We start from the raw sequence: 23,644 nt of genomic DNA on the forward strand, positions 1-23,644 counted from the left end.
ATTTTATATAAACAAGAATTGTTGAATGATAGATATTGTAAGATATTGTATAAGGTATTATGAAAGTATTGAGAATTAGAGATGTATAAGTTAAAACATATATTATCAATGATAAAATTTGAGCATAGTATATTTGCATTGCCATTTGCATATATTGGTATGTTATTGTCAAATCACTATAACGTTAGAATATTAATCTTAATAACCATTGCAATGGTTAGTGCGCGAAGCGTAGCTATGGCATTAAACCGTATTATTGATTACGAAATAGATAAACGGAATCCTCGTACAAAAAACAGAGAATTGCCCATTGGCAAAGTGAAATTTAAGGAAGCCTGGATATTTACAATTTTTTCTCTCATTGTATTTGAATTAGCCGCCTACTTGCTCAATCCTTTAGCTTTTAAGTTATCATTTGTTGCTTTATTTTTTTTAATTACTTATTCTTACACAAAAAGATTCACATGGTTGTGTCATATTTATTTAGGTATAACAGATGCCATTGCTCCTCTCGGTGGGTTTGTAGGTGCAGCGGGATATTTGGATATGAATATTTTCTACCTGGCATTATTTGTTGCTTTTTGGATTGGTGGCTTTGATATACTTTATGCTTTACAAGATTTGGAGTTTGATTTAAAAAATGGCGTTTATTCAATACCGGTAAAATTTGGTCCAAATTTCGCAAGGTTGTTTGCAGCTTTGTTTCATTTGATAGCATTTGTTTTTTTGCTCATTACCATATATGTGTATAAGCTTAATTACATTGCCTATATTGGCGCTTTTTTGGTTTTGGGTTTGTTGATTGTTGAACATCTTTTGGTTGATCCTAAAGATTTAAAGAAAATTAATATTGCTTTTTTCAATATAAATAGTTATATTAGCATAGTGTTGATTGGTGTATTTTTATTAGGTAGGTTAATAAATGTTTGATGGTGGCTATCGCCTTATTGAAACATCTTTTGTTTTGTATTATACAAAAATAGCACAAACTCAGCTGCAAAAAGAAAAGGAAGAGATTTACAAAGTAGATAATCATGATGATAGTTTTAATTTTTTAATGGCTCAAAATAATATTGATTCAACTTTTGATAATTTAAATAAGGCATTTGTTGTTATGATGAAAGAAATAGACGCGAAGCTAAATTATTTAATATCACTTTTGCGTGACGGAAAAGAAAGAGAAAAATTTTCAAATTATAATAAAACTTATGCTTGTGCTGTTAGTGCAAGTGAGATTAATTTTGTAAATAATGATTCATTGCAAGTTGGTGATCTTTTGTCATTTTCTTTTTTCTTACCTATTTCTTCTCATAATGAAATTAAAGCAACAGCAGAAATTCAAAAGATTTTTCAAAAAAATGAAAGTATGTGTGTCAATGCAAAGTTTATAGATATAAATAAAAAAAATCAAGAATTAATCATATACTATGGGCTTGTTTTAGATAGAGAGCGTTTAAGATCAAGACAGTTAGAGTTATGAAAGAAAACGTTTTTATATTCATTCAAGTACTATTTGATATAATTTTGTTTGCATATCTTTTATGGCAAAAATATATTAATTCCAAATTAAACAATTCATATTCTTCTTTAATTGCGTCTATTAAGACCTTGTTAAACACACAAAAAGATATGATTGAATTAGCTAATAAGAAAATAGAATCACAACAAGAAAGTCTTGCGCTTCTTTTAGATGACGTACGTCAAAAAAATTCTGTGCTGACGGAATTAATAAAAAGTGTTAAGATAAAAACGTTTGAAAACGACACTAAGGAAAAAATATTGCAAATGTTTAGACAGCATCTATCTATAGAGGAAATTGCAAATAAGTTAGATATACCAAAAGGCGAGATTGATTTAATAGTTAAATTGTACAAGGGGGTTGAATGAAAAAAATAGAAGCTATAATAAAGCCTTTTAAATTAGATAATGTAAAAGAGGGCTTAAACGAGATAGGTGTTAAGGGTATCACTATTAGTGAAGTAAAAGGATACGGAAGACAAAAAGGTCACACAGAAATCTATAGAGGTGCTGAGTATATTGTTGATTTTTTGCCAAAAATTAAAATAGAAGTAGTAGTGAGTGACAATTTAGTTGATGCTGTAATTGAAAAAATAATAGAAAACTCAAAAACAGGCAAGGTAGGTGATGGCAAAATTTTTGTTATTCCAATAGATGAGGCAATAAGAATAAGAACTGGAGAAAAAGGCGAAGATGCTGTATAAATTTAAACAAAATATACTTGACATTAAAATATTAAGCGCTACAATATTATGTAAAATATTTTTTAGGAGGTATTTGGAACATGAATTCAAAAGGCATTAAAATTGCATTGATGGCGGTATTTTTAGCAAGTAGTTTAACTTTGGCATCTTGCCAGAAAAAGGAAGCTACAAATGCTACAAACACGACAAACACTACTAACGTAACCAATGCCACAAATGCAACGGCTCCGGCTAATGAAACAACAACTAATGCAACAACTCAATCAAACGCTACAAATGCAACGACTTCTACCAATGCTACAAAATCAAGTAGCAAAGAGATGAAAAAAGAAGCAGTTCCTGCAGCATCAAAAACATCTGCATCAAAATCAGCCAAACCAAAAGTTGAAGGTTGTTAGTTGGTTTTACGGGTGAGTTTATCGCTCACCCATTTTTAATCTTTAATGCTATTAGATAACGACGCAAGTTATGTATTGTCCCTTATAGGCGCAAAAACTATATCAAAAGTTGCTAATGCTGTAGGAAGGGGTGCGACAGCCTTTCCAGGTTATTTTGTAGAAAAATTAAACCCTGGTTTTTTAAAATCAGTTAGACCCCAATTAAAAAATTGCATATTGGTTACTGGCACAAATGGTAAAACTACGACATCTAGCTTAATTGTGCATCTTTTAAATAAGGAAAATCAATCTGTTAGTAATAATCATGCGGGTTCCAATTTGAAACGCGGCATTATTAGCTCAATTGTGCCTCATTTAACATTGAGTAAGAAATTTTCTAAAAATTTTGACTATTTTGTTTTTGAATGCGATGAGTTTGCATTAGAAAAAATAGCTATTGATTTAGATGTGAGCTATATTGTAATGTTAAATTTATTTAGAGATCAACTGGATAGGTATGGAGAAATAGATACAATTAGAAAACGATGGAGTAATTTAATAGACAATAACCCACAAATACACTACATTGTCAATGCAGATGATCCATCTGTTTCTTCTTTATTTTATCAAAAAAACCTAACCGTGTCGTATTTTGGTTTATCTGATTATCATAAAAAAACACAAGATAATTTAAAAGATATATTGTTTTGTCCTGTATGTGGTGGTAAATTAGAATACAATAATCGTTTTTTTTCTCATATTGGTGATTATTTTTGTACAAATTGCAATTTTAAAAGACCGATTCCTAGTTTAACTGCTAAAATTATGGAAAATTCAAATCAGATAGAATTAAATTATATTGGCAACACTTATTACACAAATATGCCCATTAAAGGCGCATATAATATTTATAATATAGCAGCTTCTTTTTTAACATGTTCAGAGCTTGGATATAAGTTAAATAATTTATCCAAAAATATAATTGGTTTTAAAGCAGCTTTTGGTAGGTATGAATTAATCAAATTTAGAAATAAAGAAATTTTTTTGATATTGGTTAAGAATCCGATTGGTTTTACACAAGCCTTAGAATCTAGCATTGGTAGAGATAAAAAAAATTTTGTATTTATACTTAACGATAACATTGCTGACGGTAGGGATGTTTCGTGGATATGGGATGTGAATTTTGATTCATTAAAAAACAAAATAAACCAGTTCATGATTGGTGGAAGCCGAAAGTATGATATGGCACTTCGTATAAAATATTCAGATATTGGCATTAATAGTTTTATTTTTTTTGATCGTTATAAGCAGCTTTTTGATAAAATAGAACAATCAAACAATGACACTTACCACGTTTTTTTGACTTACACTGCTCTAATTGAATTAAAGCAGTATTTAAGTAAACAAGGTTTTAAAAATTTTTATGAACAATGACAAATTTCTTTTAGACATTACGTTTCTTTTTCCTAACACAATGAGTACCTACGGTGATAGTGGCAATATTTTATCATTGGAAAAACGTTGTCAGTGGAGAGGTATTGGAGTTAATATTCATTTTAGCGATATATATGATAGCATTTATTTATCCGACATTTATTTTTGGGGTGGAGGGCAGGACAGGGCACAAGAAATAGTATCAAGTAATTTTAGCCGTCAAAAGATTGATTTTTTAGGTAGAGAAGTCGAGAATAATAAACTATTTTTGTTAATTTGTGGATCTTACCAGTTAATGGGCAAGTACTATATTGATTCAAACAACAATAAAATCCCTGGTCTGGGTATACTGGATGTTTATACTCAAAGTTCTTCAAAACGCATGATAGGTAATACAATCATAGAAAGCAATAAAAAATTAAGTATTGGAGTAAATACAATCGTTGGCTTTGAAAATCACAGCGGTAAAACTTTTTTGGAAAAAAATGTTGAACCTTTTGGATATGTAAAATACGGTTTTGGTAATAATGGATTAGATAAAACAGAAGGAGCTCTATATAAAAATGTAATTGCTTGCTATCAACACGGACCGCTATTGCCTAAAAATTCAGCCCTGGCTGATTATATTATTTTAAAAGCCTTAGAAAATAAATATGGCAAAGGCATAAAAATTAACAGTCTTGATGATTCACTAGAGTATGAAGCTTGTGATGCTATTCTGAAAAAAATAAAAAATTAGTTTTACGTTTTATATTAGTCTTTTGGATTTTTAAAAAAACTAATATTCGCAATGTCTAATAAGTATTGATTATTTAAGCTAAAGTTACGTTAGCTATGCTTGACATTATTTAGTATTTCATATAAAATGCGTTTAAATTTTTAGGGGAGGGTGAAAAAAAATATAAAGAGTTTTTTAAAACAAAATACAATAAAAATTATTTTAAGGAGGATCTATGTCAGACAAATTCAAGATCTATTGGACAAAGGTAGATGAAGCGCCTTACTTGGCTACATTTTCACTGTTGCCGGCAGTAGAAAAGTTTTTAAAGGCTGCAGGTATTAGTGTAGAGATCAAAGATATTTCAGTAGCTGGCAGAATACTTGCTAATTTCCCAGTATACTTGAAAGCAGATCAACAAGTACCAGACGATCTGTCGGAACTTGCTGAGTTGGTTAAGCTACCTGATACTAATGTTATTAAGTTGCCTAACATTAGTGCTTCTATTCCACAATTGGTTGATGCAATTAAAGAATTGCAAAATAAAGGTTACAATGTGCCAGATTACCCTGAAGAGCCAAAAACAGAAGAAGAAAAGAAGATAAAAGAAACTTATTCAAAAGTATTAGGAAGTGCAGTAAATCCTGTACTAAGGGAAGGCAATAATATCAGAGCTATATCCAAAGCTGTCAAAGAAAGCGCTAAAAAGTATCCGGATTCTATGGGTTTACCATTAAAACCTTGGAGCAAAGACTCAAAAACACATGTTACACATATGAGAAATAGTGATTTCTATGAACATGAAAAATCTATTACAACAGATAAGCCAATGAAAGTAAAAATTGAATTTGTTGATGAAACTGGTAAGTCACAGACTCTAAAAGAGGTGGCATTACAGGAAAAGGAAGTTTTTGACGGAACATTTATGGATGTAGAAGCTTTGCAAAAATTTTTTGGTGAAGAAATAGCTAAAGCCAAACAAGAAGGAATACTTTGGTCGTTGCATCTTAAAGCCACTATGATGAAAGTATCTGATCCTGTAATGTTTGGTTTTGCTGTAAAAGAATATTATAAAGATGTTTTTGCAAAACACGAACAAACATTCAAGGAAATTGGTGTAAATCCAAACAATGGTGTTGCAGATATTTACTTAAAAATAAAAAAATTACCAGAAAACAAACAGAAAGAAATTGAAGCTGACATTCAATCTGTTTATGAAAAAAATCCACCATTATTTATGGTTGATTCAGACAAAGGTATTACCAACCTCCATATGCCAAATCTTGTTATAATTGATGCTTCGCTTCCTACAATAGTAAGAGATGGTGGTAAAGCGTGGGGTCCAGATGGAAAACAAAATGATGTTAAAGTGGTTATACCAGATAGATGTTACGCTACAATGTATAAAGAAATAATTGAAGACTGCAAAATAAACGGCCAGTTTGATAGAACAACAATGGGATCAGTTACAAACATTGGACTTATGGCTATGAAAGCTGAAGAATATGGTTCACATGATAAGACCTTTATGGCTCCTGCAAATGGAACTTTTAAAGTTGTAGATGAGAATAAGAATGTTCTATTTGAGCACAACGTTAAAAAAGGTGATATCTGGAGAGGTTGCCAGGTAAAAGATGCTGCTGTTAAAAACTGGGTGCAAATAGCAGTAGAAAGGGCAAAACAGACCAAAAATTCCACCGCATTCTGGCTTGATGAAAACAGAGCACACGATGCCCAATTAATAAAAAAAGTTAGTAAATATTTAAAAGACTACGATACAAATGGCTTGGATATTAGAATATTAAAGCCTCAAGAAGCGATGAAATTTACGGTAGCAAAAGTAAGGAATGGCGAGGACGTAATAGCAGTGACCGGTAATGCATTAAGAGATTATTTAACTGATCTTTTCCCAATTTTAGAAGTTGGTACTAGTGCAAAAGTGTTATCCATTATACCATTGTTAGCTGGTGGTAGAGTTTCTGAAGCAGGTGCTGGCGGTTCTGCACCAAAGCATGTTGAGCAATTTATTGAGCAGGGTCATTTAAGGTGGGATTCAACAGCAGAATTTACTGCAATTACAACTGCCTTGAGGTTTTTGGAAGAAAAATATGACGACAAAAAAGCCAAAGTTTTAGCAGATGCTTCTGAAGTTGCATTGACTAAACTTTTAGCAAATAAACAATGGCCAGGCAGAAAACCTGGGGAATTGGATAACAGAGGCCAGCATTATTATTTTATAAAATATTGGACCGAAAGTTTAGCAGCACAAAATGACGATAAAGATCTGCAAGCTATGTTTGCAAAACCAGCTAAAGAACTCAACGATAAAGAAAAAACAATTATTGATGAATTAAAAGCAGCTTCTGGCAAACCTGCAAACATAAATGGGTATTATTTTCCAGACGAGGATAAGCTTTCACTTGCAATGAGATCAAGTAAAACATTCAATTTTATAATAGATTCAATTTAATTTAAGGAGATGCGAAAATGGCAGAAGAACGATTACCAGTTTTAGTTAACGAAGCTTTATGCACTGCTTGTGGAATATGTATAAAAGTATGTCCAAAAAATGTGCTTGAGCTTGTAGAAGATTTACATGTTTGGACTGGCGCTATGTGTAAGGTAATGCGCCCAGAGGATTGTATCAGGTGTAAGTTTTGTGAAAATGGTTGTCCTCATTTTGCAATTGAAGTCGTAGATATTGGCCTTGAATTGACATTCAAAGATAGCAAAGGCAATGTTGTAACAAAATCTAAATAAGGGGGAAAAATGTCTAACGTAGAAATACTTAATGGTAATGAGTTAGTTGCAGAAGCAGCAATAGCTGCTGGCTGTAGATTTTATTCAGGCTATCCTATTACGCCATCAAGTGAGATACCAGAACACTTATCTAAGAGAATGCCTGAAGTGGGTGGCATATTCATGCAATTTGAAGATGAAATTGCAAGTGTTATAGCTGCAGTTGGTGCTAGCTATGCTGGGTATAAACCAATGACTGCAACAAGCGGACCTGGCTTATCATTAAAACAAGAAGGGCTAGGGCTTGCCTGTATGATGGAGCTGCCACTTGTCATTGTAGATGTTATGAGAGGTGGTCCATCTACTGGCTTGCCTACGAGAGTTTCTCAATCAGATTATATGCAGGCACGCTGGGGCACACATGGTGACCATATGATTATTGCACTTGCACCATCAACGCTTATTGAAACCTACACCGAAACAATTAGAGCTTTCAATTTAGCAGAAAAATACAGAACACCGGTTTTACTATTAACAGATGCAGTACTTGCTCATTTGCATGGTAGGGTTGAGATACCAGACATCTCAAATTTTGAGATAATAGAAAGAATTCAACCAAGCGTACCGCCAGAACAGTATTATCCTTATGATGTGGAACGTTTTGGAGATATACCACCTCTGCCTAACAAGGAAAATTGGAGAAAATACAAATTTCATATGACAGGTTTAAATAAAGATAAAACCGGTTTCCCAACTGTAGACTCCAAAAAAGTTGAAGATGATGAAGAAAGAATGATAAATAAAATAATGAATAATGTTAAAGATATTGAAAGTTTTGAATATTATAAAGTAGATGATGCGGATTTACTTGTTGTAGCATATGGTACAAACGCTACTGCAGCTAGGGTTGCAATAGATGAGGCAAGATCTAAGGGTATTAAGGTAGGTATGTTTAGGCCAGTTACAGTTTGGCCGTTCCCTGAAACCCAAGTGTTTGATTTAAGTAAAAAATTTAAAAAAATTATTGTAACTGAGATTAATTTAGGTCAAATGCTTTACGAGGTACAAAGAGCCGTGAAAGGAAATTCAGAAATTTCTACCGTTTTGCAAGCTGCTGGAGTTCCTATTAGGCCTCAACAGATACTCGCAAAGATTGAGGAGGTATCTAAATGAGTGTTGATTATTCAAAGTATTTAAGAATGGATAAATTACCACTATATTGGTGTCCAGGATGTGGTAATGGTACAGTTTTAAAAGCTTTACTTGCGGCCATTGATGAATTGGGTTGGAAAAACGATGACGTTGCCATGGTATCTGGCATAGGATGTTCCGCAAGAGGCTCAGGTTATGTTAATTTTCATACACTACATACGTTGCATGGTAGAGCTATACCAGCTGCAACTGCTATAAAAATGTGCCATCCAGACATGCATGTTGTGGTATTTTCTGGCGATGGTGATATGACGGCAATTGGAGGAAATCACTTTATACATGCCTGTAGAAGAAATATTGACATAAAATTAATTGTCGTGGATAACTGGATTTATGGCATGACGGGTGGCCAGTACTCACCTCTAACCCCAACAGGTACAAAAGCATCCACTATGCCAAGGGGAAACATTGATCCAACATTTGATCTTGTAGAACTTGCAAAAGGCGCAGGAGCTACGTTTGTAGCAAGAGGTTCTGTAGCAGAACCTGTTATTTTAAAAAACTATATAAAGAAAGCATTAGAACACCAAGGTACAAGCGTGGTTGATGCAATGTCAAATTGTCACATACAATGGGGAAGAAGAAATAAATTTGGCGACCCAGTAAAATTAGTTGATTACATAAAGAGTGTAACAATTAGTCAAGCAAAATCAGCAAAACTTTCCAAGGAAGAACTTGAGGGTAAATACATTACAGGCATTTTTGTAGATGATTCTACAAAGAAAGAATACACTCAAAGCTACAAAGAGCTGATCGAAAAAGCTCAGGCTAAGTCTTAAAGGAGATTGATATGGGATTACATTATGAATTAAGATTCGTAGGAATTGGTGGGCAAGGTAATATGCTTGCTGGCACAATCATAGCAGAGACAGCAGTTTATTATGAAAATAAATATGCTACTCAAGTACCTACTTATACCTCTCAAGTTCGTGGTGGCCCAACAAAAGCTGATGTTATAATCTCAGATGAGCCAATTCAGTTTGCGGAAGCAACACACATAGATTTTTTGCTTGCTCTTGACCAAAAAACATATGATATGTATAAAAAAGATTTGAAGGAAGGCGCTATAGTATTGGTGGATAGCGGACTTGTTAATGTACCAGAAGAAGACAATAAAAAATGGAATGTCTATGGTTATCCAATCATAAAAACCGCTAAATACGACATAGGAAATGTAGTTACAGCAAACATATTGGCAGTAGGCATGACTGTTGAATTAACGGGTATTTTTAATAAAGAAAATGTAAAGAAAGCCATAGCGGATAGAGTGCCTGCTGCGTTTTTAGATCTCAACACGAAAGCATATGAAACAGGTATTGAAATAGCAAAAAAACTCAAATCAGAAAAAGGAAAGTAAAAGTTTACACTAATTTAATAAAAGAAGAAGGGTCTAACTCTTCTTCTTTTATTTTAATAATGGAGGTGGCATGGATCCAGAAATGTGGTTTACAGAAAAGTATAAAGACAATGCAGGTTTAACTTTTAAGATAAAAGAAATTTTGGTTACAAAAGAAAGTTCCTATCAAAGACTTGATATTATTGATACTTATAGTTACGGTAAAGTAATGTTACTTGATGGACTTGTTATGCTAACGCAAAAAGACGAATTTGTTTATCATGAAATGATTACAGCGCCTGCTATCATGTCATTAAAAAATACAAGAAAAGCATTGATTATAGGTGGTGGTGATGGTGGAACTGCTAGAGAGTTAACAAAATATAATTTTGAAAAAATAACTGAAGTTGAAATAGATGAAGTTGTTGTTGAGAATTCAAAGAAATTTTTAGATTTTACTGCTTGTGGATATAATGACAAACGTGTTGAAGTAATTCTTGGCGATGGTATAGAATTTGTAAAAAATACAAAGGAAAAATTTGATTTAGTAATTATTGATTCTACAGATCCATTTGGAGCAGCAGAAGGCCTTTTTAGTGGTGAGTTTTATAGTAATGTGTATAATATACTTCACGAAGATGGTATTGTAGTGGCTCAAGCAGAAAACCCATATTATAATCCTGATTGGTTTTTGAAATCTAGAAAAAACATGCAAAAGGCTTTTGGCGTAGACACATTAAATTATTGTGCATTTATTCCAACATATCCTTCTGGTATGTGGTTATTTTCTATAGGTTACAAAAACATTAATCTACACGATTATTTTAATGAAGAATTGTATGAAAAAAATGCAAATTCATATAAATACTACAATAATCAAATTCATAAAGCTTGTTTTGCTCTGCCGCAGTTTGTTTTAAAATTAATAAAATAAATTTTTTATATATAGAAGGTGATTTTTATGGAAAAAATATCTATTTTGGGTACGGGATATGTGGGTTTAGTTACAGGCAGTTGTTTTGCTTATCTTGGTCATAAAGTTATTTGTCTTGATATAAATAAAGAAAAAATTGAAAAATTAAAAAAAGGCGAGATACCAATTTATGAACCTCAGCTTGATAAAATTGTTACATTAGCTCAAGAATCGGATAACATAGAGTTTACAACAAACTATGATTATGCCATTAAAAATTCTGATTTTATTTTCATTGCAGTGGGAACGCCTTCTTTACCAGACGGCTCTGCAGACTTAAGTTTTATTGAAGATGCACTAAAAACCATAGCATCTTATATAAACGAAAACGATTTTAAGATAATTGTAAATAAATCTACAGTACCAGTTGGCACAGGTAGGTGGGCCACAAAATTACTAGAAAGTGAATTACTAAAAAAAGGAATAAAAGAGCCAGATAAACATTTTTGCGTAGTTTCTAACCCTGAATTTTTAAGGGAAGGCAAAGCGGTAGAAGATTTTATGAATCCCGATAGGATAGTAATAGGCTCAGATAATAAGGATATAGCCCTTAAAACTGCTTCTTTGTATTCAACACTAAATCCTCCAATGATAATAACAAATCTTCCAACAGCTGAAATGATAAAGTATGCATCTAATGCATTTTTGGCTACAAAAATTTCATTTATAAATGAAATGGCGAACCTAAGTGAAAAAATTGGCGCAGATATAGAAATAGTTTCAAAAGGTATGGGTTTAGATAAACGCATAGGTCCATATTTTTTGAAAGCAGGTTTAGGTTTTGGTGGTTCCTGTTTTCCAAAAGATGTAAAAGCTTTAATACATACATCTAGAAAATACAATGTTGACTCATCTATCTTAGATGCTGTGATAAAAGTAAACGAAAATCAAAAAAACAAACCTATTGAAATATTAAAACAACTAAATATTGATTTAAATGGTGCCAAAGTTGCTTTATGGGGACTTGCATTTAAGCCTGATACAGATGATATTAGAGAAGCTGCCTCACTTACTATTATAAATGAGTTGTTAAAAAATAATTCAATTGTGTTTGCATATGATCCAATAGTAAAGAGTTTGCCTATTGCCAATAAAAATTTAATTATTACAAAAGATAAATATGAGGCATTGGATAAAAGTGACATATTAATTCTTGTAACTGAATGGGATGAGTTTAAAAACATTGAGTTTAAACGTTTTAGAGATAAAATCGTTATTGACGGAAGAAACATCTGGGAAAAAAATATCCTAAAAAAATACACAAAAATTTGTTTTAGTATCGGTAGATGAAAGAAAAAAATTACTATGTATGTTCAAATTGTGGATTTAAAACTACCAAATGGGCAGGTAAATGCCCAAATTGTGGCGAATGGAACACGCTAAAACAAGAAATACAAAATAAGCATAAAAATCCTAGTTTAAATATTGTCAGGTTAGACGAGATAAATTTACAGGAAACTATTACTTACAAAACCAATTATAAGCAGATAGATGATTTTTTAGGTGGTGGTTTTGTATCTGGCGGTGTTTATTTGGTGGCAGGTTCTCCTGGAATTGGAAAATCTACGCTATTGCTACAATTATCCAAATATCTATTAGAAAATAATCACAAAGTATTGTATATTAGTGCAGAAGAATCAGCAAATCAGTTAAGTTTGAAAGCAAATAGATTAAATAGTAAGATACAGGTTTTAGAATCAAACGATTTGGACGAAATTGTTTTTGCTTTAAATCAGGATTTTGATATATTTATAATTGATTCCATTCATACGATTTACTCAAATGATGTTGATTCATATGTAGGCAGCATAAATCAGGTTAGATTGTGTGCACAAAAGCTTATTGAAACAGCTAAAGAATACAATAAAACACTAATTATAGTAAGTCATATAACAAAAGAAGGTATAATTGCCGGTCCAAAGGCACTTGAACATTTAGTTGACGCTGTATTTTATTTGGAAAGTGATGAAAAGTTTAATCACAGGTTGCTTAGAGCTACAAAAAATCGTTTTGCAAGCACAGAGCATGTTGTTATTTTTCAAATGACTCAAAACGGTTTAAAAATAATTGAAGATGAATTTTTAACATACATAGAAGATGCAACAGAATCTGAAGGCAAAGCAATTGGTGCAATTTTAGAAGGTTCTTACTTAATGTTTGTTGAAATTCAAGCTCTTTGTGTAAGAAGTCCTTTTGGTATGCCAAGAAGGACAAGCGTGGGTTTTGATTTAAACCGTTTAAATATGCTTTTGGCGGTAATAGAAAAGCGCCTTGGGATTTCCAGTTTAGAATATGATGTTTATTTAAATGTTATAGGTGGTTTTAAAATTAATAATACACTTGTAGATATGGCTGTAGCTGCAAGTATTATATCATCTTTAAAAAAGATAATCATACAAAAAAACTATGTATTTTTGGGTGAAATTGATCTTTTGGGAAATATTAGAAAAATCAAATTGCCGGATGTATTGCACAAAAAACTCAACAGCTCAAATATAAAGTTATTTTTACACGAAAATACACCAAATGTTGAGTCGCTTTTAAAAGCTATTTTGCAAGGTCATTGAGACTTTTAGCTAATATTTGCATATAGGTATAAGCACTGAATCCGCCAAAGGAAACCGCAACCCACCCAGCTTCATGTATCTGTTCTTTTGTTGCGCCATTTTCTAAAGCTAAATTAACACTGTATGTTATACACCATTTGCACTGCTTTAGGACAGATAGCGCTATGGCTATTAAAGCCTTTGTTTTTGTGTCAAGGTGGTTGTCTTTAAATACTTTATCTAAAAAGTTTTTAAATGATTCGCCTGTATCTTTTGATTGAAAGTCGATTTCTTTAAAATTTTTTTCCATATCAGCTATTAAATCGTGTGCATTTTTTATCATGTCAGGTCTCATAGATACCTCTTTTATTTAAAATATTTGCTCCACTTTTTATCAACGAGATCTTTTATTTCTTTTGGCATTTCTATATCGTCTGGCCAATCTCTTAGAAAACCTTCTGATTTTAATTTTTTTGTTGCATCTATTCCCATTTTAGATCCCATTTGAGCTATATTTGATGCATGATCAAGTACATCAATAGGTCCTTTTGTGAAAATTATGTCCCTTTGTGGATCAATGTTGTTACCAAGCCTCCATATAACCTCTGATATATTTTGCACATCTACATTTTCATCAAATACAACAATAATTTTAGTTAAACTCATCATACCCAAACCCCAAAGTGCATTTATAACCTTGAAAGCATGGGCTGGGAATTGTTTTTTTATTGAAACAAAGGCAAAATTATGAAATATTCCTTCAATTGGTAAATTAATATCAACAATTTCTGGCAAGATTTTTTGTATGATTGGTAGAAATAAGCGTTCAGTGGCCTTTCCTAGGTATGCATCTTCCATGGGTGGTTTTCCTACAATTGTTGCAGGATAAATAGGATTTTTTTTTCTTGTTATACGTTGTATGTGAAAAACCGGATAGTAATCAGCCAAAGAATAATATCCAGTATGGTCTCCAAAAGGACCTTCAAGCATTAACTCATCTGGGTCAACATAGCCTTCTAAAACAATTTCTGCATTTGCAGGTACATAAATATCATCCCAAAGTGAAGATTTTACAAGCTCAATACCTTCTTTTCTTAAAAAAGATGCAAAAAGCATTTCATCTATATCTTCTGGAAGAGGCGCAGTAGCAGAATATATTGTTATAGGATCTGCACCTATGCATACACAAACTGGCATTTTTATTTTATTTTTTTTGTAGTAGCTGAAATGGTAAGCACCATCTTTGTGTATATGCCAGTGCATACCTGTCGTATTTTTGTCAAATACTTGCATTCTATACATGCCACAATTTTGTTTTTTTGTAATGGGGTTTTTGGTAAAAACAAGTGGAAGTGTAATAAACCTTCCCCCATCTTGAGGCCATGTTTTGAGGATCGGATATTTAAATAAATCTACATCATCCTCAATAACTTGCTGGCAAGGTGCATTTTTAACAATTTTTGGCAGATAATGTGAAAGTTCTTTGAATTTCATTACATTTCTTAATTTATCCCAAAAATTTGTTGGAATTTCTATATTTATAAGTTCTTTTACTCTTAGAGACAATTCATCCAAGCTTTCAACACCTAAAGCAAATTGTGTTCTATCTATTGTTCCAAAAAGATTCATTGCAACAGGTATTTTTGAACCTTTTGGTTTTTCAAATAAAACTGCTTTGCCATTTTGTTTAACAAGCCTATCTGCGATTTCAGCCATCTCGTATATTGGGTCTGTTTCTATTTTAACTCTCAATAGCTCTTTTTTTTTCTCAAGAGCATTTATATAGTCTTGTAAGTCTTTAAAAATCATTTTAACCTCCTAAAAAACACAAGCAAGCGTGTCTTTATTGCAACTTGAATTTATAATTTCTACATCGCTTTTTATTTGTTCTAAAAGTTTTTCTTTTGAATCAAACTTTATTTCCTGTCTTATATATTTTACAAAGTATATATTGATTCGTTTATTGTATAAATCACCATCAAAATCAATTAAATAGGCTTCAAGATGAACGATTTCATCAGAAAATGTTGGATTTGAGCCTATATTTATGGCTGCTTTATAATAAGCATCATCTATTTTAGCAAAACCTGCGTAAACACCTTCTTTTAATAAAAGTGGACGATTAAAATAGATATTTGCAGTTGGAAATCCAAGCGATTTCCCCCTTTGTTTACCTTTCTTGACAATTCCATTTATGCTGTATAGTCTGCCTAAAAATTGGTTTGCAAGTTCGATTTGGCCATTTTGGAGAAATTTTCGGATTTTTGAACTACTTACAGTAATATTGTCAATTTTATAAGCAGGAATTATATGCAGTTTAAAACCATATTCTTGAGAATATTCCTTTAAAGAAAGTGTGTTTCCCAAAGCAAGTTTTCCAAATGTATAGTTGTAGCCTACGCATACTTCTTTAGCTTTCAAACCATCACAAAGGTATTTCTTAACAAAAGCTTGTGGATGAAGCATGGCAAATTCTTTTGTAAAACGTGCACAAAAAATATAATCGACATCAAATTTACACAGGATTTCGTATTTTTCTCTAAAAGATTGCATAATGAAAGCATTATTATACTGTTTTATAATCTTTAGTGGGTGTGGATAAAATGTAAATACAACGGTTTTTCCATTTGTTTTTTGCTTTATTTCTTCAATTTTTTTTAAAAGTTGTTGGTGACCTAAATGTATACCATCAAAATTACCAAGCGCTACTATTGTATAGCTCAGCTTTGGAAAGTCATTTAGGTTTCTAATTACAACTGGCTTCATACATTAAACCTGAAGTAAACTATATCACCATCTTGGATTATATAATCTTTGCCTTCAAGCCTTACAAGTCCCATTTCTTTAGCCTGTTTTTCACCGCCACTTTTTATATAATCGTCAAAACTTGTAACTTCTGCTCTGATAAAGCCACGCTCAATATCAGAATGAATTTCTCCTGCAGCTTTTTTTGCTGTCGTGCCTTTTTTTATTGGCCAGCCTCTAACTTCTTTTGGCCCGGCAGTAAAAAAAGTTATCAAATCAAGTAATGTATAGCTAAGCTTTGATAATTTTTCAAGACCTGATTCTTTTAATCCCAGCATTTCTAGGTATTCTTTTTTTTCCTCATCTTCCATTTGTGCTAGATCTTCTTCTATTTTGCTTGAGATAATCATAAATGGTGCTTTTTCTTGGCTTGCTATTTTTTCAACAATTTCTGTATATTTATTGCCATTTATGCTTTTTTCATCAACATTTGCCACATAAATAACTTTTTTAGCGCTAATAAGCTTTAATTCTTTGGCAATATCTTCTTCTTCTGTTTTTAAATTAATCAATTTTTCACCCTTTTCCAATTTAGTTTTTATTTCTTCCAAAATAAAAGCTTCTTGTTTGTTTGCTTTTTTTGCTTTTGATAGCCTGTTTTCTATAATTTGCAAATCTGATAAAATAAGTTCTGTGTTTATTATTTCAATATCTCTTTTTGGATCAATAGAACCCTCTACATGTATTATATCTTCGTTTTCAAAACATCTTACTAAGTGTACTATTATATTTACATCTCTTATGTGAGATAAAAACTGATTACCAAGACCTTCGCCTTTGCTTGCTCCTTTAACAAGCCCAGCAATATCCACAAATTTAACTGTAGGATAAACAATATTTGCAGGTTTAACCAAATTTGCCAATATTTCAATACGTTTATCTTTAACTATAGCTATGCCAACATTTGGTTCTATGGTGCAAAATGGGAAATTAGAGCTTTTGGCATTTGCCTTTGAAAGTGCATTAAATGTAGTTGATTTTCCAACATTTGGCAGTCCAACAATACCGCATTCTAAAGCCATCTATCACTCCTAAATCTTTTTTAAAAGTAAATCTGCTATTGCTATAATAAATCCAACAATAGAACCAACAATTGACCCATTTATTCTAATGTACTGTAAATCATTACCCACTTTAGATTCTATTTGAGATATCAATTGTTCTTGTTTTAAGTTACTTAAATATTTTTTAACAGTTTCTCCAATTAAATGATGATTTTGGCGCATTATGTAATTTAGTTTTTGCTTTAGAAAATCGTTAAAACTGGATTTGTGTAGTATTAGTTGGTTAATCAAGTAATTATGTATTATGCTATCAAAAATTTTTTCAAACGTATATTTATTAAAAGAATAATTTTTTCCTTCCAATATAAGCTTCTTTATAGTGTTTTGTATAGTGTTCGATAAGTACATTTTTATTTCAAATTCATATTTATTATAAAATTCAAGCATTACCTTGCTATTTAGTTCTTTTTCTAGCCAATTCTTAAAAAACTCTAAAGTATCTGGTTTGTCTAATTGTTCAATAAAATAATATTTTAACTTTACAGTATTTTCGTACACAATTTTTTCTATAGTGTCTAAAACAAAGTCTTTTATTTTATTATCATAGAGGTCAATCTGGGAAATTATAAAATTTTTTATATTAAGACGCACTTTATGAGTTTTATCTTCTTTTATTTCAAATAGTGTCTTTTTTAATTCCTTTATAACCTCTTGCGAGAGCGCTTGCTTATCTATAATATTAAAACCTTCAAGTAAAGTAATGACTATGTCTTTTGAAAGCGTTTTATTTTTGTAATTTTCAATAAAATCTTCAATATGTTTAGAAATTAAATTTTCATTACTATCTATCAGCCAAATTAAATATACAAACGTGTTATCTATTATTTGATCAAAATTGTTATCTAAAGCATTTTTTAAAGAGGCCGTAAGACTTTTTTTTATGTCTGCCTCGATGTGATAAATAATAAATTGTGATGTTTTTTCTGGATTTAAATTGGATAAAAAGGATTTTATTTCGATTGATAAAGCTTTATATAAATTTTCAAAAAAATTACTGTCCAAAAAATTTTTAGTGGAGTTTTTTAGTATTTCGTATAGATTTAATTTAAAAACGAAATTGTCTATATATTTTTGAAGCATAATTAAGAAATTTTGTGTTTTAGTATAAGCAAAAAATTTTCGAATATAACTTTTTGTAGTCTTTTTTAAAGATTGAATATAGCGAGGTTTTTTTGAAATATTAATAATAATAGAGACTGCATCTATAATATTTATCTGAGAACTGAGATGTTTTTTTGATAACCAATCGTCGCTAACAGTTTTTGATATAGAATCTATTAATTTTTGGCGGTTATTTTCTAGAATATTTGTATGCGGGATCTTTAAACCAAGAGGATGCTTAAAAAGTGCTGTTACAGCAAACCAATCAGCAAAACCTCCGACAACGGCAGCTTCTGAAACTTTTTGTATTATATAAACCAATATATATTGGTTATTTAAAAAATGAGATAATATGAATATAAAAATTGAACTTAAAAGAAAAAAAGTAGCAATTTTCTTTTTATCCATGGCAAATAATTATACAATACTCATACATTAAAATCAAACCACTTGACAAATAGCTTTTAATTTATATACCATTAAATATGTGGAGTGCGGATGTAACTCAGTTGGTAGAGCGCAAGCTTCCCAAGCTTGAAGTCGCGGGTTCGAGTCCCGTCATCCGCTCCATTTAAACAAATATATCCAAGTTTTCAATGTATTGTTTGTCTTTTTCAAAGGCTTCTTTTATGTTTGCAAAAATTCTGTTTTTAAGTTTTTGGTAAATTGATCTGTTTTTGTTTAGTGTTTTAGCAAACTCAAATGTTGTGAGTTCTAACTCTTCAAGATTTGCTGCTGCTTTTAATATTACACCTTCCTTTTCAAGTTCATCGGCAATGCAGCGTTTACCTGTAAATACGATTTGCTGGTAGAATTGATAATTTATTGCTTTTTTGGAATATTCTATCATTGAAGGCAAAAAGGGTATGCCAATATCAACTTCTGGAAAACAAAAAAATCCTTTATCTTTTCTTGAAAATCTAAAATCACAAGAGCATGCAAGCAATGCGCCATTGCCAAAGGCGTGACCATTAATTTGAGCGATAATTGGTACGCAAGAAAATATTATTTTTTCAAACATTTCATTAATTTTGTATAAAAATTTTTTTACTATGTCATAGTTTTTTTCTTTCAAATTTTTATGTACCCAGTCAACATCTATTCCTTGAGAAAAGTTTTTCTCATCACTTGAAGTTATAATTATTGAATTTATTGTTTTATCAGATATACAATAATTTAGTGCTTCTAAAAATTCATTCGCAAATACAATATCATGTTTATTTTCTTTATTATTCATAATTATATAGGCTATTTTTTCTTTTTGTTTTATTAAAAATCTTTCCATTTTAACTCTCCTTTTTAAATATATTAGGTAAATTATTTTTTATTTTTTTAAGGTTTAAATTATTTGCGTTAAATCTAGCAATGTCATCCAATTGGGTAAAAATTGTGCTTTTTAAGAGATTGTTAATATACTTTTTTGAACCAAAAATAGCATTTTTTGGATTTTTTGCTATATTTTGTGAAAATTTTATTACTTCACTAATCATTTTTTCTTTATTTTCAAATACCTCACTCACAAGCCCTATTTTTAAAGCCATCTTAGAATCAAAATTGTCGCTTGTAAATGCAAGTTGTTTTGTATTGCTAAATCCTATTATGTAAGGTAGTCTTTGCAATGATCCAAGGTCTGCTATTATGCCTAGTTGCGTTTCTTTCAAACAAAAAACTGCGTCACTGGAACAAAACCGAAAATCGCAAGCACTTATGAAGTCAAGTCCTCCACCTATGCAATAGCCATTAATTGCAGCTATATAAATTTTATTGCCATCAAACATTAAATTCATGCCTTTTTGCATCATTTTTATTATTTCATATAAATTTTCGCTATTATTACCAATTAAGTTTCCGAAACGATTCAAAAAATCATTAAAATCCAAACCAGCACTAAAATGATTGCCTTTGCCTGTGAATATTGCTACCAATATATTGTCATCATTTTCTATTTCATTTACCAAATCAACAAGTTCAGTAAAAAACTCCCATGTTTGAGCACTTGCGTGTTTTTCATTAAGAAACGAAATAAGCTCAATATCACCTAAACGTTGTACTTCAAAAAAGTTAAAATTCATATTTACCTCCATATTTATTATTACAATAAATGATTAATTTTGTCAAATTTAGTATAACATTTACGTAAAGAAAGTTTTGTTTAATTGTCTAGTGATTTAATCCTGTGATTCTTGTTAATTCTGAGAGCATAAAACTTCTTGACAAAAAATGATTACTAAATATAATAACTTAAGTTTGAGGGCCCATAGCTCAGTTGGTAGAGCCACCGGCTCATAACCGGTTGGTCCTAGGTTCGAGTCCTAGTGGGCCCACCAAAAATTATTGATGTTTATTTTTGAAGCGGTTGAAGCGTTAGAAAGTTATTTTCCTCTATCTCTCCAAGAAAGTTGGGACAATTCAGGTTTTCAAATTCTATTTAATGAACATCCACTGAAAGGAATTTTACTTGCTTTGGATATAAGGTTTGAAACAGTTATAGAAGCAATAGAAAATGATTGTAATTTGATTATATCGCATCATCCTCTTTTTTTGCAAGCGCTAAAAAACTTTGATTATAAATTTTACCCTGAAAATGTACTTTATATGGCTACAAAAAATGAAATTAGTATTTATGCTGCCCATACAAGCTTAGACGTAGCACCATCTGGGTTAAATTATTACCTTTGCCAAAAGTTGTCTTTAAAAAATTTTCATATGGTTGATCAATTAAAGCCAGTTTTTATTGGCGAGATTGAGACAGAACAAAGTTTTAATGATTTTATTTTGTATGTTAAAAAAACATTTAATATACCAATATTAAAATATGTCTTAGCTCATAATAGGCAAATTAAAAAAGTAGCTATTTGTTCTGGCAGTTGCGCAGATTATATTTATAAGCTAAAAAATTTTGATATTGATGTTTTTATTACTGGTGATCTTAAACATCATAGTGCAATTTTTGCTCAGGAAAATAGCATAAATGTAATTGATGCTACACATTTTTATACAGAAATTGATTCAAGGGATATTTTATTTGAGCATTTATGGAAGTTAGGTGTTAAATTGATAAAAAGCAATAATGATTATATACCATGGTTATATATATAGGAGGTGTTAGTGAATACTGATATAGAGTTGCTTTTAAAAATTCAAGAATTCGATAAACAAATCTATCAACTTGAATCTGAATTTGCAAAAAAGCTCCAAGAGAGAGAAAACCTAGAAGAACTATTAACCGCTCACACACTGAATATGGAGCAAGCGCAAGAAGAATTTAACGAAATTCTTGAAGATTTAAACTTCAAAAAAAATCTTTTGGAGGAAAAGGAGGTTTTATTAGATAAGCTTGATGAAAAAAGCAATGCTGTTCAAAACCAAAAACAATCAGAAGCTCTAAATAGTGAAATTACAATAGCAAAAACCAACAAGAGTATTCTTGAGGACAAAATTTTAGAAATTCAAGTGGTTGTGGATGAAAAAACAAAAAAAAATAATGAAATCCAGCAACAAATAGACGAAACAAAACAAAAATTAGAGGCTTTTGACGCTCAAATTACTGTCTTAAAAAATGATATAGATAAGCAAATTGACCAAATTAACAAAGAAAAAGAAACCATGCTAAACGATATAAACCCAAATCTTTTAGTTAAATACAACAAGATATCGCTTTGGGCAAAAGGTAGTGCCGTTGTAAAAGTTGAAAACGAGACTTGTTATGGATGTTTTATAAAATTGCCACCACAAGTATCCGTATTGGTTGAAGAAACAGAAGAAATTATTTATTGTCCAAACTGTGGTAGAATATTGTATAAAAAAGAATGAAATTAGAATTACTGAGAAAATTCTGCGAATATAAATCTGCAGAAGAAACCGCTAGACATTTTGACATTTCAATTGATGAGTTTTTTGCTGAAATAAAGCAAATTTGTGATAGTATCGAATTGAGTAATAAATTTACCAAAAAAAATCAATTAATAGAGTCAAAAAAAACTCTTGTTGTATTTATTGATGGTGCTTCTAGTAATAATCCTGGGCCTGCTGGAATTGGTGCAGTATTTATGTTAGATAATCAAATTATTGACACTGTATCAGAATACATTGGTGAAAAAACGAACAATGAAGCAGAGTACATTGCTCTTATTAAAGCTTTACATGTTGGTTTGGATTACAATATAAGATCTATCAAAATTTTTTCAGACTCTGAACTTGTGGTTAAACAAATAAAAGGTCTTTATAATATTAAACAAGAGCACCTTAAAAAACTTAACAATGAAGCTTTATCTTTGATTAAAGAATTCGAATATTTTGAAATTAATCATATAACAAGAAATTTAAATTCTCAAGCAGATAAATTAGCAAAGTCTGCTATTGTACGTAATGATAAACAAGCTCATAAGAAAACGTAGCATAAATATTTAACCTATCAACACCAAACCTCTCTGGTAGTGGGTTAAAGGGAGAAGCCTCTTTTATAGCTTTTATAGCTGCTTCATCTAAGGCTGGGTAGCCGCTTGAGCGAATAACATCGGCGTATGCGAGAGAACCGTTTTTGTTAATCCCAAATTTTACAAGCAATGTGCCTTGTTGATTTTTTAGACGAGCTTGCTCTGGGTAGACCCATACATTTTGAATTTTGTCTTTAAGTAATTTCATATAAGAAACATACTTTATTGATTCTGTTCCAATTTCAACAGTTGTTTGTTTGTTAGTGTTTGGACTTTTGTATTCTTTTACATTGTTTGTGCCTTGATAATTTTGTGTTGGGTTAATGTTTGGTGTGTTTTTATTTGATTGTGAAAATAAATTCCCAGAAATTTGATATGGAGCAGCAGGGTGTATATTTTGCTTGTTTTGCATATTACTTGTAGCTTTTGATTTTTCAATGTTTGTGGATTTTAATTTATTATTGACTAAGTTATTTTCAACAATTTTTTTATGTTGAATTTCGGTTGTTTTAGGAACTTTTTGTTCTTGTGTTTGCTTTTTTTGAGGTGCGCCTTGCATTTTAGTTTGAGGCAGGCTTTTTAAAGGTATTTTTTCTGTTTTTGAGTATATTTTTGAGCTGGCTTTTCTGTTAATATTTGAAGCTACTATATGAGGCTGTTTTTCTTGTGTATTTTGTTCTT

Annotated in this window: 26 protein-coding genes and 2 tRNA genes; 20 read left to right on the forward strand and 8 right to left on the reverse strand. The window is 31.0% G+C overall.

Annotated elements, in window-relative coordinates:
- Window positions 1-81 precede the first annotated feature (81 nt).
- The 15 genes from ACP5FO_RS01665 to radA all read left to right on the forward strand — a co-directional run bounded on the left by ACP5FO_RS01665 (window position 82) and on the right by radA (window position 13,578).
- The gene (locus ACP5FO_RS01665; protein ID WP_428156922.1) at window positions 82-930 is read left to right on the forward strand and encodes a UbiA-like polyprenyltransferase; all 849 of its coding nucleotides are present in this window, start codon (window positions 82-84) and stop codon (window positions 928-930) included.
- Complete coding sequence (locus ACP5FO_RS01670; protein WP_428156923.1) at window positions 923-1,480, forward strand: hypothetical protein; 558 nt, start codon at window positions 923-925, stop codon at window positions 1,478-1,480. Before ACP5FO_RS01665 ends, ACP5FO_RS01670 begins: the two co-directional genes overlap by 8 nt.
- Complete coding sequence (locus ACP5FO_RS01675) at window positions 1,477-1,887, forward strand: DUF6115 domain-containing protein (RefSeq protein WP_428107432.1); 411 nt, start codon at window positions 1,477-1,479, stop codon at window positions 1,885-1,887. Before ACP5FO_RS01670 ends, ACP5FO_RS01675 begins: the two co-directional genes overlap by 4 nt.
- Entirely contained in the window at window positions 1,884-2,222 is a 339-nt protein-coding gene (locus ACP5FO_RS01680) for a P-II family nitrogen regulator (protein WP_428107436.1), read from the forward strand. The genes ACP5FO_RS01675 and ACP5FO_RS01680 overlap by 4 nt, the downstream gene beginning before the upstream one ends.
- Window positions 2,223-2,302: 80 nt before the next feature.
- Window positions 2,303-2,620, forward strand: coding sequence for a hypothetical protein (locus tag ACP5FO_RS01685; RefSeq protein ID WP_428107439.1), 318 nt, complete (start codon window positions 2,303-2,305; stop codon window positions 2,618-2,620).
- Window positions 2,621-2,665: 45 nt separating this feature from the next.
- Complete coding sequence (locus ACP5FO_RS01690) at window positions 2,666-4,033, forward strand: MurT ligase domain-containing protein (RefSeq protein WP_428156924.1); 1,368 nt, start codon at window positions 2,666-2,668, stop codon at window positions 4,031-4,033.
- Window positions 4,023-4,772, forward strand: a complete 750-nt coding sequence (locus ACP5FO_RS01695) for a type 1 glutamine amidotransferase (RefSeq protein ID WP_428107445.1) — start codon at window positions 4,023-4,025, stop codon at window positions 4,770-4,772. The genes ACP5FO_RS01690 and ACP5FO_RS01695 overlap by 11 nt, the downstream gene beginning before the upstream one ends.
- A gap of 214 nt (window positions 4,773-4,986) precedes the next feature.
- Window positions 4,987-7,221 (forward strand): NADP-dependent isocitrate dehydrogenase, encoded by a 2,235-nt coding sequence (locus tag ACP5FO_RS01700; RefSeq protein ID WP_428156925.1) that lies wholly within the window; start codon window positions 4,987-4,989, stop codon window positions 7,219-7,221.
- A 17-nt stretch (window positions 7,222-7,238) separates the two neighbouring features.
- Window positions 7,239-7,511: a 4Fe-4S binding protein gene (locus tag ACP5FO_RS01705; RefSeq protein ID WP_428107451.1), complete on the forward strand. Its 273-nt coding sequence runs from the start codon at window positions 7,239-7,241 to the stop codon at window positions 7,509-7,511.
- Between the two features lie 9 nt (window positions 7,512-7,520).
- On the forward strand, window positions 7,521-8,663 hold the full coding sequence (locus tag ACP5FO_RS01710) for a 2-oxoacid:acceptor oxidoreductase subunit alpha (protein WP_428107455.1): 1,143 nt from the start codon (window positions 7,521-7,523) through the stop codon (window positions 8,661-8,663).
- Window positions 8,660-9,481: a thiamine pyrophosphate-dependent enzyme gene (locus ACP5FO_RS01715; RefSeq protein WP_428107460.1), complete on the forward strand. Its 822-nt coding sequence runs from the start codon at window positions 8,660-8,662 to the stop codon at window positions 9,479-9,481. The genes ACP5FO_RS01710 and ACP5FO_RS01715 overlap by 4 nt, the downstream gene beginning before the upstream one ends.
- An 11-nt stretch (window positions 9,482-9,492) precedes the next feature.
- Complete coding sequence (locus ACP5FO_RS01720; protein ID WP_428107463.1) at window positions 9,493-10,059, forward strand: 2-oxoacid:acceptor oxidoreductase family protein; 567 nt, start codon at window positions 9,493-9,495, stop codon at window positions 10,057-10,059.
- Between the two features lie 70 nt (window positions 10,060-10,129).
- Window positions 10,130-10,972 (forward strand): polyamine aminopropyltransferase, encoded by an 843-nt coding sequence (gene speE / locus ACP5FO_RS01725; RefSeq protein WP_428107468.1) that lies wholly within the window; start codon window positions 10,130-10,132, stop codon window positions 10,970-10,972.
- Between the two features lie 27 nt (window positions 10,973-10,999).
- On the forward strand, window positions 11,000-12,301 hold the full coding sequence (locus ACP5FO_RS01730) for a UDP-glucose dehydrogenase family protein (protein WP_428156926.1): 1,302 nt from the start codon (window positions 11,000-11,002) through the stop codon (window positions 12,299-12,301).
- The gene (radA, locus tag ACP5FO_RS01735) at window positions 12,298-13,578 is read left to right on the forward strand and encodes a DNA repair protein RadA (RefSeq protein ID WP_428156927.1); all 1,281 of its coding nucleotides are present in this window, start codon (window positions 12,298-12,300) and stop codon (window positions 13,576-13,578) included. Before ACP5FO_RS01730 ends, radA begins: the two co-directional genes overlap by 4 nt.
- Here radA and ACP5FO_RS01740 read toward each other — a convergent pair.
- Genes ACP5FO_RS01740 through ACP5FO_RS01760 form a run of 5 tightly spaced genes read right to left on the reverse strand, consistent with a single transcriptional unit; the run spans window position 13,559 to window position 18,935 of the window.
- On the reverse strand, window positions 13,559-13,912 hold the full coding sequence (locus ACP5FO_RS01740; protein ID WP_428107478.1) for a carboxymuconolactone decarboxylase family protein: 354 nt from the start codon (window positions 13,910-13,912) through the stop codon (window positions 13,559-13,561). The two genes, radA and ACP5FO_RS01740, sit on opposite strands and share 20 nt — an antisense overlap.
- 11 nt (window positions 13,913-13,923) lie before the next feature.
- A complete protein-coding gene (locus tag ACP5FO_RS01745) occupies window positions 13,924-15,366 on the reverse strand; it encodes a menaquinone biosynthesis decarboxylase (protein ID WP_428156928.1) in 1,443 nt (480 codons plus the stop codon).
- A 9-nt stretch (window positions 15,367-15,375) separates the two neighbouring features.
- Window positions 15,376-16,323 (reverse strand): bifunctional riboflavin kinase/FAD synthetase, encoded by a 948-nt coding sequence (locus ACP5FO_RS01750; protein ID WP_428156929.1) that lies wholly within the window; start codon window positions 16,321-16,323, stop codon window positions 15,376-15,378.
- A complete protein-coding gene (ychF, locus tag ACP5FO_RS01755; RefSeq protein ID WP_428107488.1) occupies window positions 16,320-17,384 on the reverse strand; it encodes a redox-regulated ATPase YchF in 1,065 nt (354 codons plus the stop codon). The genes ACP5FO_RS01750 and ychF overlap by 4 nt, the downstream gene beginning before the upstream one ends.
- Window positions 17,385-17,393: 9 nt before the next feature.
- On the reverse strand, window positions 17,394-18,935 hold the full coding sequence (locus tag ACP5FO_RS01760; RefSeq protein WP_428156930.1) for a DUF445 family protein: 1,542 nt from the start codon (window positions 18,933-18,935) through the stop codon (window positions 17,394-17,396).
- A gap of 86 nt (window positions 18,936-19,021) precedes the next feature.
- On the opposite strand from ACP5FO_RS01760, the gene ACP5FO_RS01765 reads away from it, so the two are divergent.
- Window positions 19,022-19,097, forward strand: a tRNA-Gly gene (locus ACP5FO_RS01765).
- A gap of 1 nt (window position 19,098) precedes the next feature.
- Here the strand turns inward: ACP5FO_RS01765 and ACP5FO_RS01770 are convergent.
- Entirely contained in the window at window positions 19,099-19,812 is a 714-nt protein-coding gene (locus ACP5FO_RS01770) for an enoyl-CoA hydratase/isomerase family protein (protein WP_428107497.1), read from the reverse strand.
- Between the two features lies 1 nt (window position 19,813).
- Window positions 19,814-20,599, reverse strand: coding sequence for an enoyl-CoA hydratase-related protein (locus ACP5FO_RS01775; protein WP_428107500.1), 786 nt, complete (start codon window positions 20,597-20,599; stop codon window positions 19,814-19,816).
- Between the two features lie 179 nt (window positions 20,600-20,778).
- Here ACP5FO_RS01775 and ACP5FO_RS01780 point away from each other — a divergent pair.
- From ACP5FO_RS01780 to ACP5FO_RS01795, 4 genes are all read left to right on the forward strand, one after another.
- Window positions 20,779-20,854: transfer RNA gene (locus ACP5FO_RS01780), tRNA-Ile, on the forward strand.
- 10 nt (window positions 20,855-20,864) lie between these two features.
- Window positions 20,865-21,626: a Nif3-like dinuclear metal center hexameric protein gene (locus ACP5FO_RS01785; protein WP_428107537.1), complete on the forward strand. Its 762-nt coding sequence runs from the start codon at window positions 20,865-20,867 to the stop codon at window positions 21,624-21,626.
- A gap of 9 nt (window positions 21,627-21,635) precedes the next feature.
- Complete coding sequence (locus ACP5FO_RS01790) at window positions 21,636-22,340, forward strand: zinc ribbon domain-containing protein (protein WP_428107504.1); 705 nt, start codon at window positions 21,636-21,638, stop codon at window positions 22,338-22,340.
- Window positions 22,337-22,924: a ribonuclease HI family protein gene (locus ACP5FO_RS01795; protein ID WP_428107509.1), complete on the forward strand. Its 588-nt coding sequence runs from the start codon at window positions 22,337-22,339 to the stop codon at window positions 22,922-22,924. Before ACP5FO_RS01790 ends, ACP5FO_RS01795 begins: the two co-directional genes overlap by 4 nt.
- Here ACP5FO_RS01795 and ACP5FO_RS01800 read toward each other — a convergent pair.
- The coding region (locus tag ACP5FO_RS01800) for an energy transducer TonB (protein ID WP_428156931.1) at window positions 22,884-23,644 on the reverse strand (761 nt) is incomplete at its 5' end. The genes ACP5FO_RS01795 and ACP5FO_RS01800 overlap by 41 nt on opposite strands.

The sequence above is a fragment of the Desulfurella sp. genome (genome assembly GCF_049977265.1).
In the GTDB taxonomy this organism is placed as follows: domain Bacteria; phylum Campylobacterota_A; class Desulfurellia; order Desulfurellales; family Desulfurellaceae; genus Desulfurella.

What these genes read in the sequence shown, in the direction of transcription:
- ACP5FO_RS01740 (WP_428107478.1), bottom strand. Translation starts at nt 13,912, where the DNA reads ATGAGACCTGACATGATAAAAAATGCACACGATTTAATAGCTGATATG.
- ACP5FO_RS01775 (WP_428107500.1), bottom strand. Translation starts at nt 20,599, where the DNA reads ATGAATTTTAACTTTTTTGAAGTACAACGTTTAGGTGATATTGAGCTT.
- ACP5FO_RS01795 (WP_428107509.1), top strand. Translation starts at nt 22,337, where the DNA reads ATGAAATTAGAATTACTGAGAAAATTCTGCGAATATAAATCTGCAGAA.
- ACP5FO_RS01685 (WP_428107439.1), top strand. Translation starts at nt 2,303, where the DNA reads ATGAATTCAAAAGGCATTAAAATTGCATTGATGGCGGTATTTTTAGCA.
- ACP5FO_RS01750 (WP_428156929.1), bottom strand. Translation starts at nt 16,323, where the DNA reads ATGAAGCCAGTTGTAATTAGAAACCTAAATGACTTTCCAAAGCTGAGC.
- ACP5FO_RS01785 (WP_428107537.1), top strand. Translation starts at nt 20,865, where the DNA reads ATGTTTATTTTTGAAGCGGTTGAAGCGTTAGAAAGTTATTTTCCTCTA.
- ACP5FO_RS01745 (WP_428156928.1), bottom strand. Translation starts at nt 15,366, where the DNA reads ATGATTTTTAAAGACTTACAAGACTATATAAATGCTCTTGAGAAAAAA.
- ACP5FO_RS01720 (WP_428107463.1), top strand. Translation starts at nt 9,493, where the DNA reads ATGGGATTACATTATGAATTAAGATTCGTAGGAATTGGTGGGCAAGGT.
- ACP5FO_RS01770 (WP_428107497.1), bottom strand. Translation starts at nt 19,812, where the DNA reads ATGGAAAGATTTTTAATAAAACAAAAAGAAAAAATAGCCTATATAATT.
- ACP5FO_RS01695 (WP_428107445.1), top strand. Translation starts at nt 4,023, where the DNA reads ATGAACAATGACAAATTTCTTTTAGACATTACGTTTCTTTTTCCTAAC.
- ACP5FO_RS01675 (WP_428107432.1), top strand. Translation starts at nt 1,477, where the DNA reads ATGAAAGAAAACGTTTTTATATTCATTCAAGTACTATTTGATATAATT.
- ACP5FO_RS01715 (WP_428107460.1), top strand. Translation starts at nt 8,660, where the DNA reads ATGAGTGTTGATTATTCAAAGTATTTAAGAATGGATAAATTACCACTA.
- radA (WP_428156927.1), top strand. Translation starts at nt 12,298, where the DNA reads ATGAAAGAAAAAAATTACTATGTATGTTCAAATTGTGGATTTAAAACT.
- ACP5FO_RS01680 (WP_428107436.1), top strand. Translation starts at nt 1,884, where the DNA reads ATGAAAAAAATAGAAGCTATAATAAAGCCTTTTAAATTAGATAATGTA.
- ACP5FO_RS01710 (WP_428107455.1), top strand. Translation starts at nt 7,521, where the DNA reads ATGTCTAACGTAGAAATACTTAATGGTAATGAGTTAGTTGCAGAAGCA.
- ACP5FO_RS01760 (WP_428156930.1), bottom strand. Translation starts at nt 18,935, where the DNA reads ATGGATAAAAAGAAAATTGCTACTTTTTTTCTTTTAAGTTCAATTTTT.
- ACP5FO_RS01700 (WP_428156925.1), top strand. Translation starts at nt 4,987, where the DNA reads ATGTCAGACAAATTCAAGATCTATTGGACAAAGGTAGATGAAGCGCCT.
- ACP5FO_RS01670 (WP_428156923.1), top strand. Translation starts at nt 923, where the DNA reads ATGTTTGATGGTGGCTATCGCCTTATTGAAACATCTTTTGTTTTGTAT.
- ACP5FO_RS01690 (WP_428156924.1), top strand. Translation starts at nt 2,666, where the DNA reads ATGCTATTAGATAACGACGCAAGTTATGTATTGTCCCTTATAGGCGCA.
- ACP5FO_RS01665 (WP_428156922.1), top strand. Translation starts at nt 82, where the DNA reads ATGTATAAGTTAAAACATATATTATCAATGATAAAATTTGAGCATAGT.
- ACP5FO_RS01730 (WP_428156926.1), top strand. Translation starts at nt 11,000, where the DNA reads ATGGAAAAAATATCTATTTTGGGTACGGGATATGTGGGTTTAGTTACA.
- ACP5FO_RS01705 (WP_428107451.1), top strand. Translation starts at nt 7,239, where the DNA reads ATGGCAGAAGAACGATTACCAGTTTTAGTTAACGAAGCTTTATGCACT.
- speE (WP_428107468.1), top strand. Translation starts at nt 10,130, where the DNA reads ATGGATCCAGAAATGTGGTTTACAGAAAAGTATAAAGACAATGCAGGT.
- ychF (WP_428107488.1), bottom strand. Translation starts at nt 17,384, where the DNA reads ATGGCTTTAGAATGCGGTATTGTTGGACTGCCAAATGTTGGAAAATCA.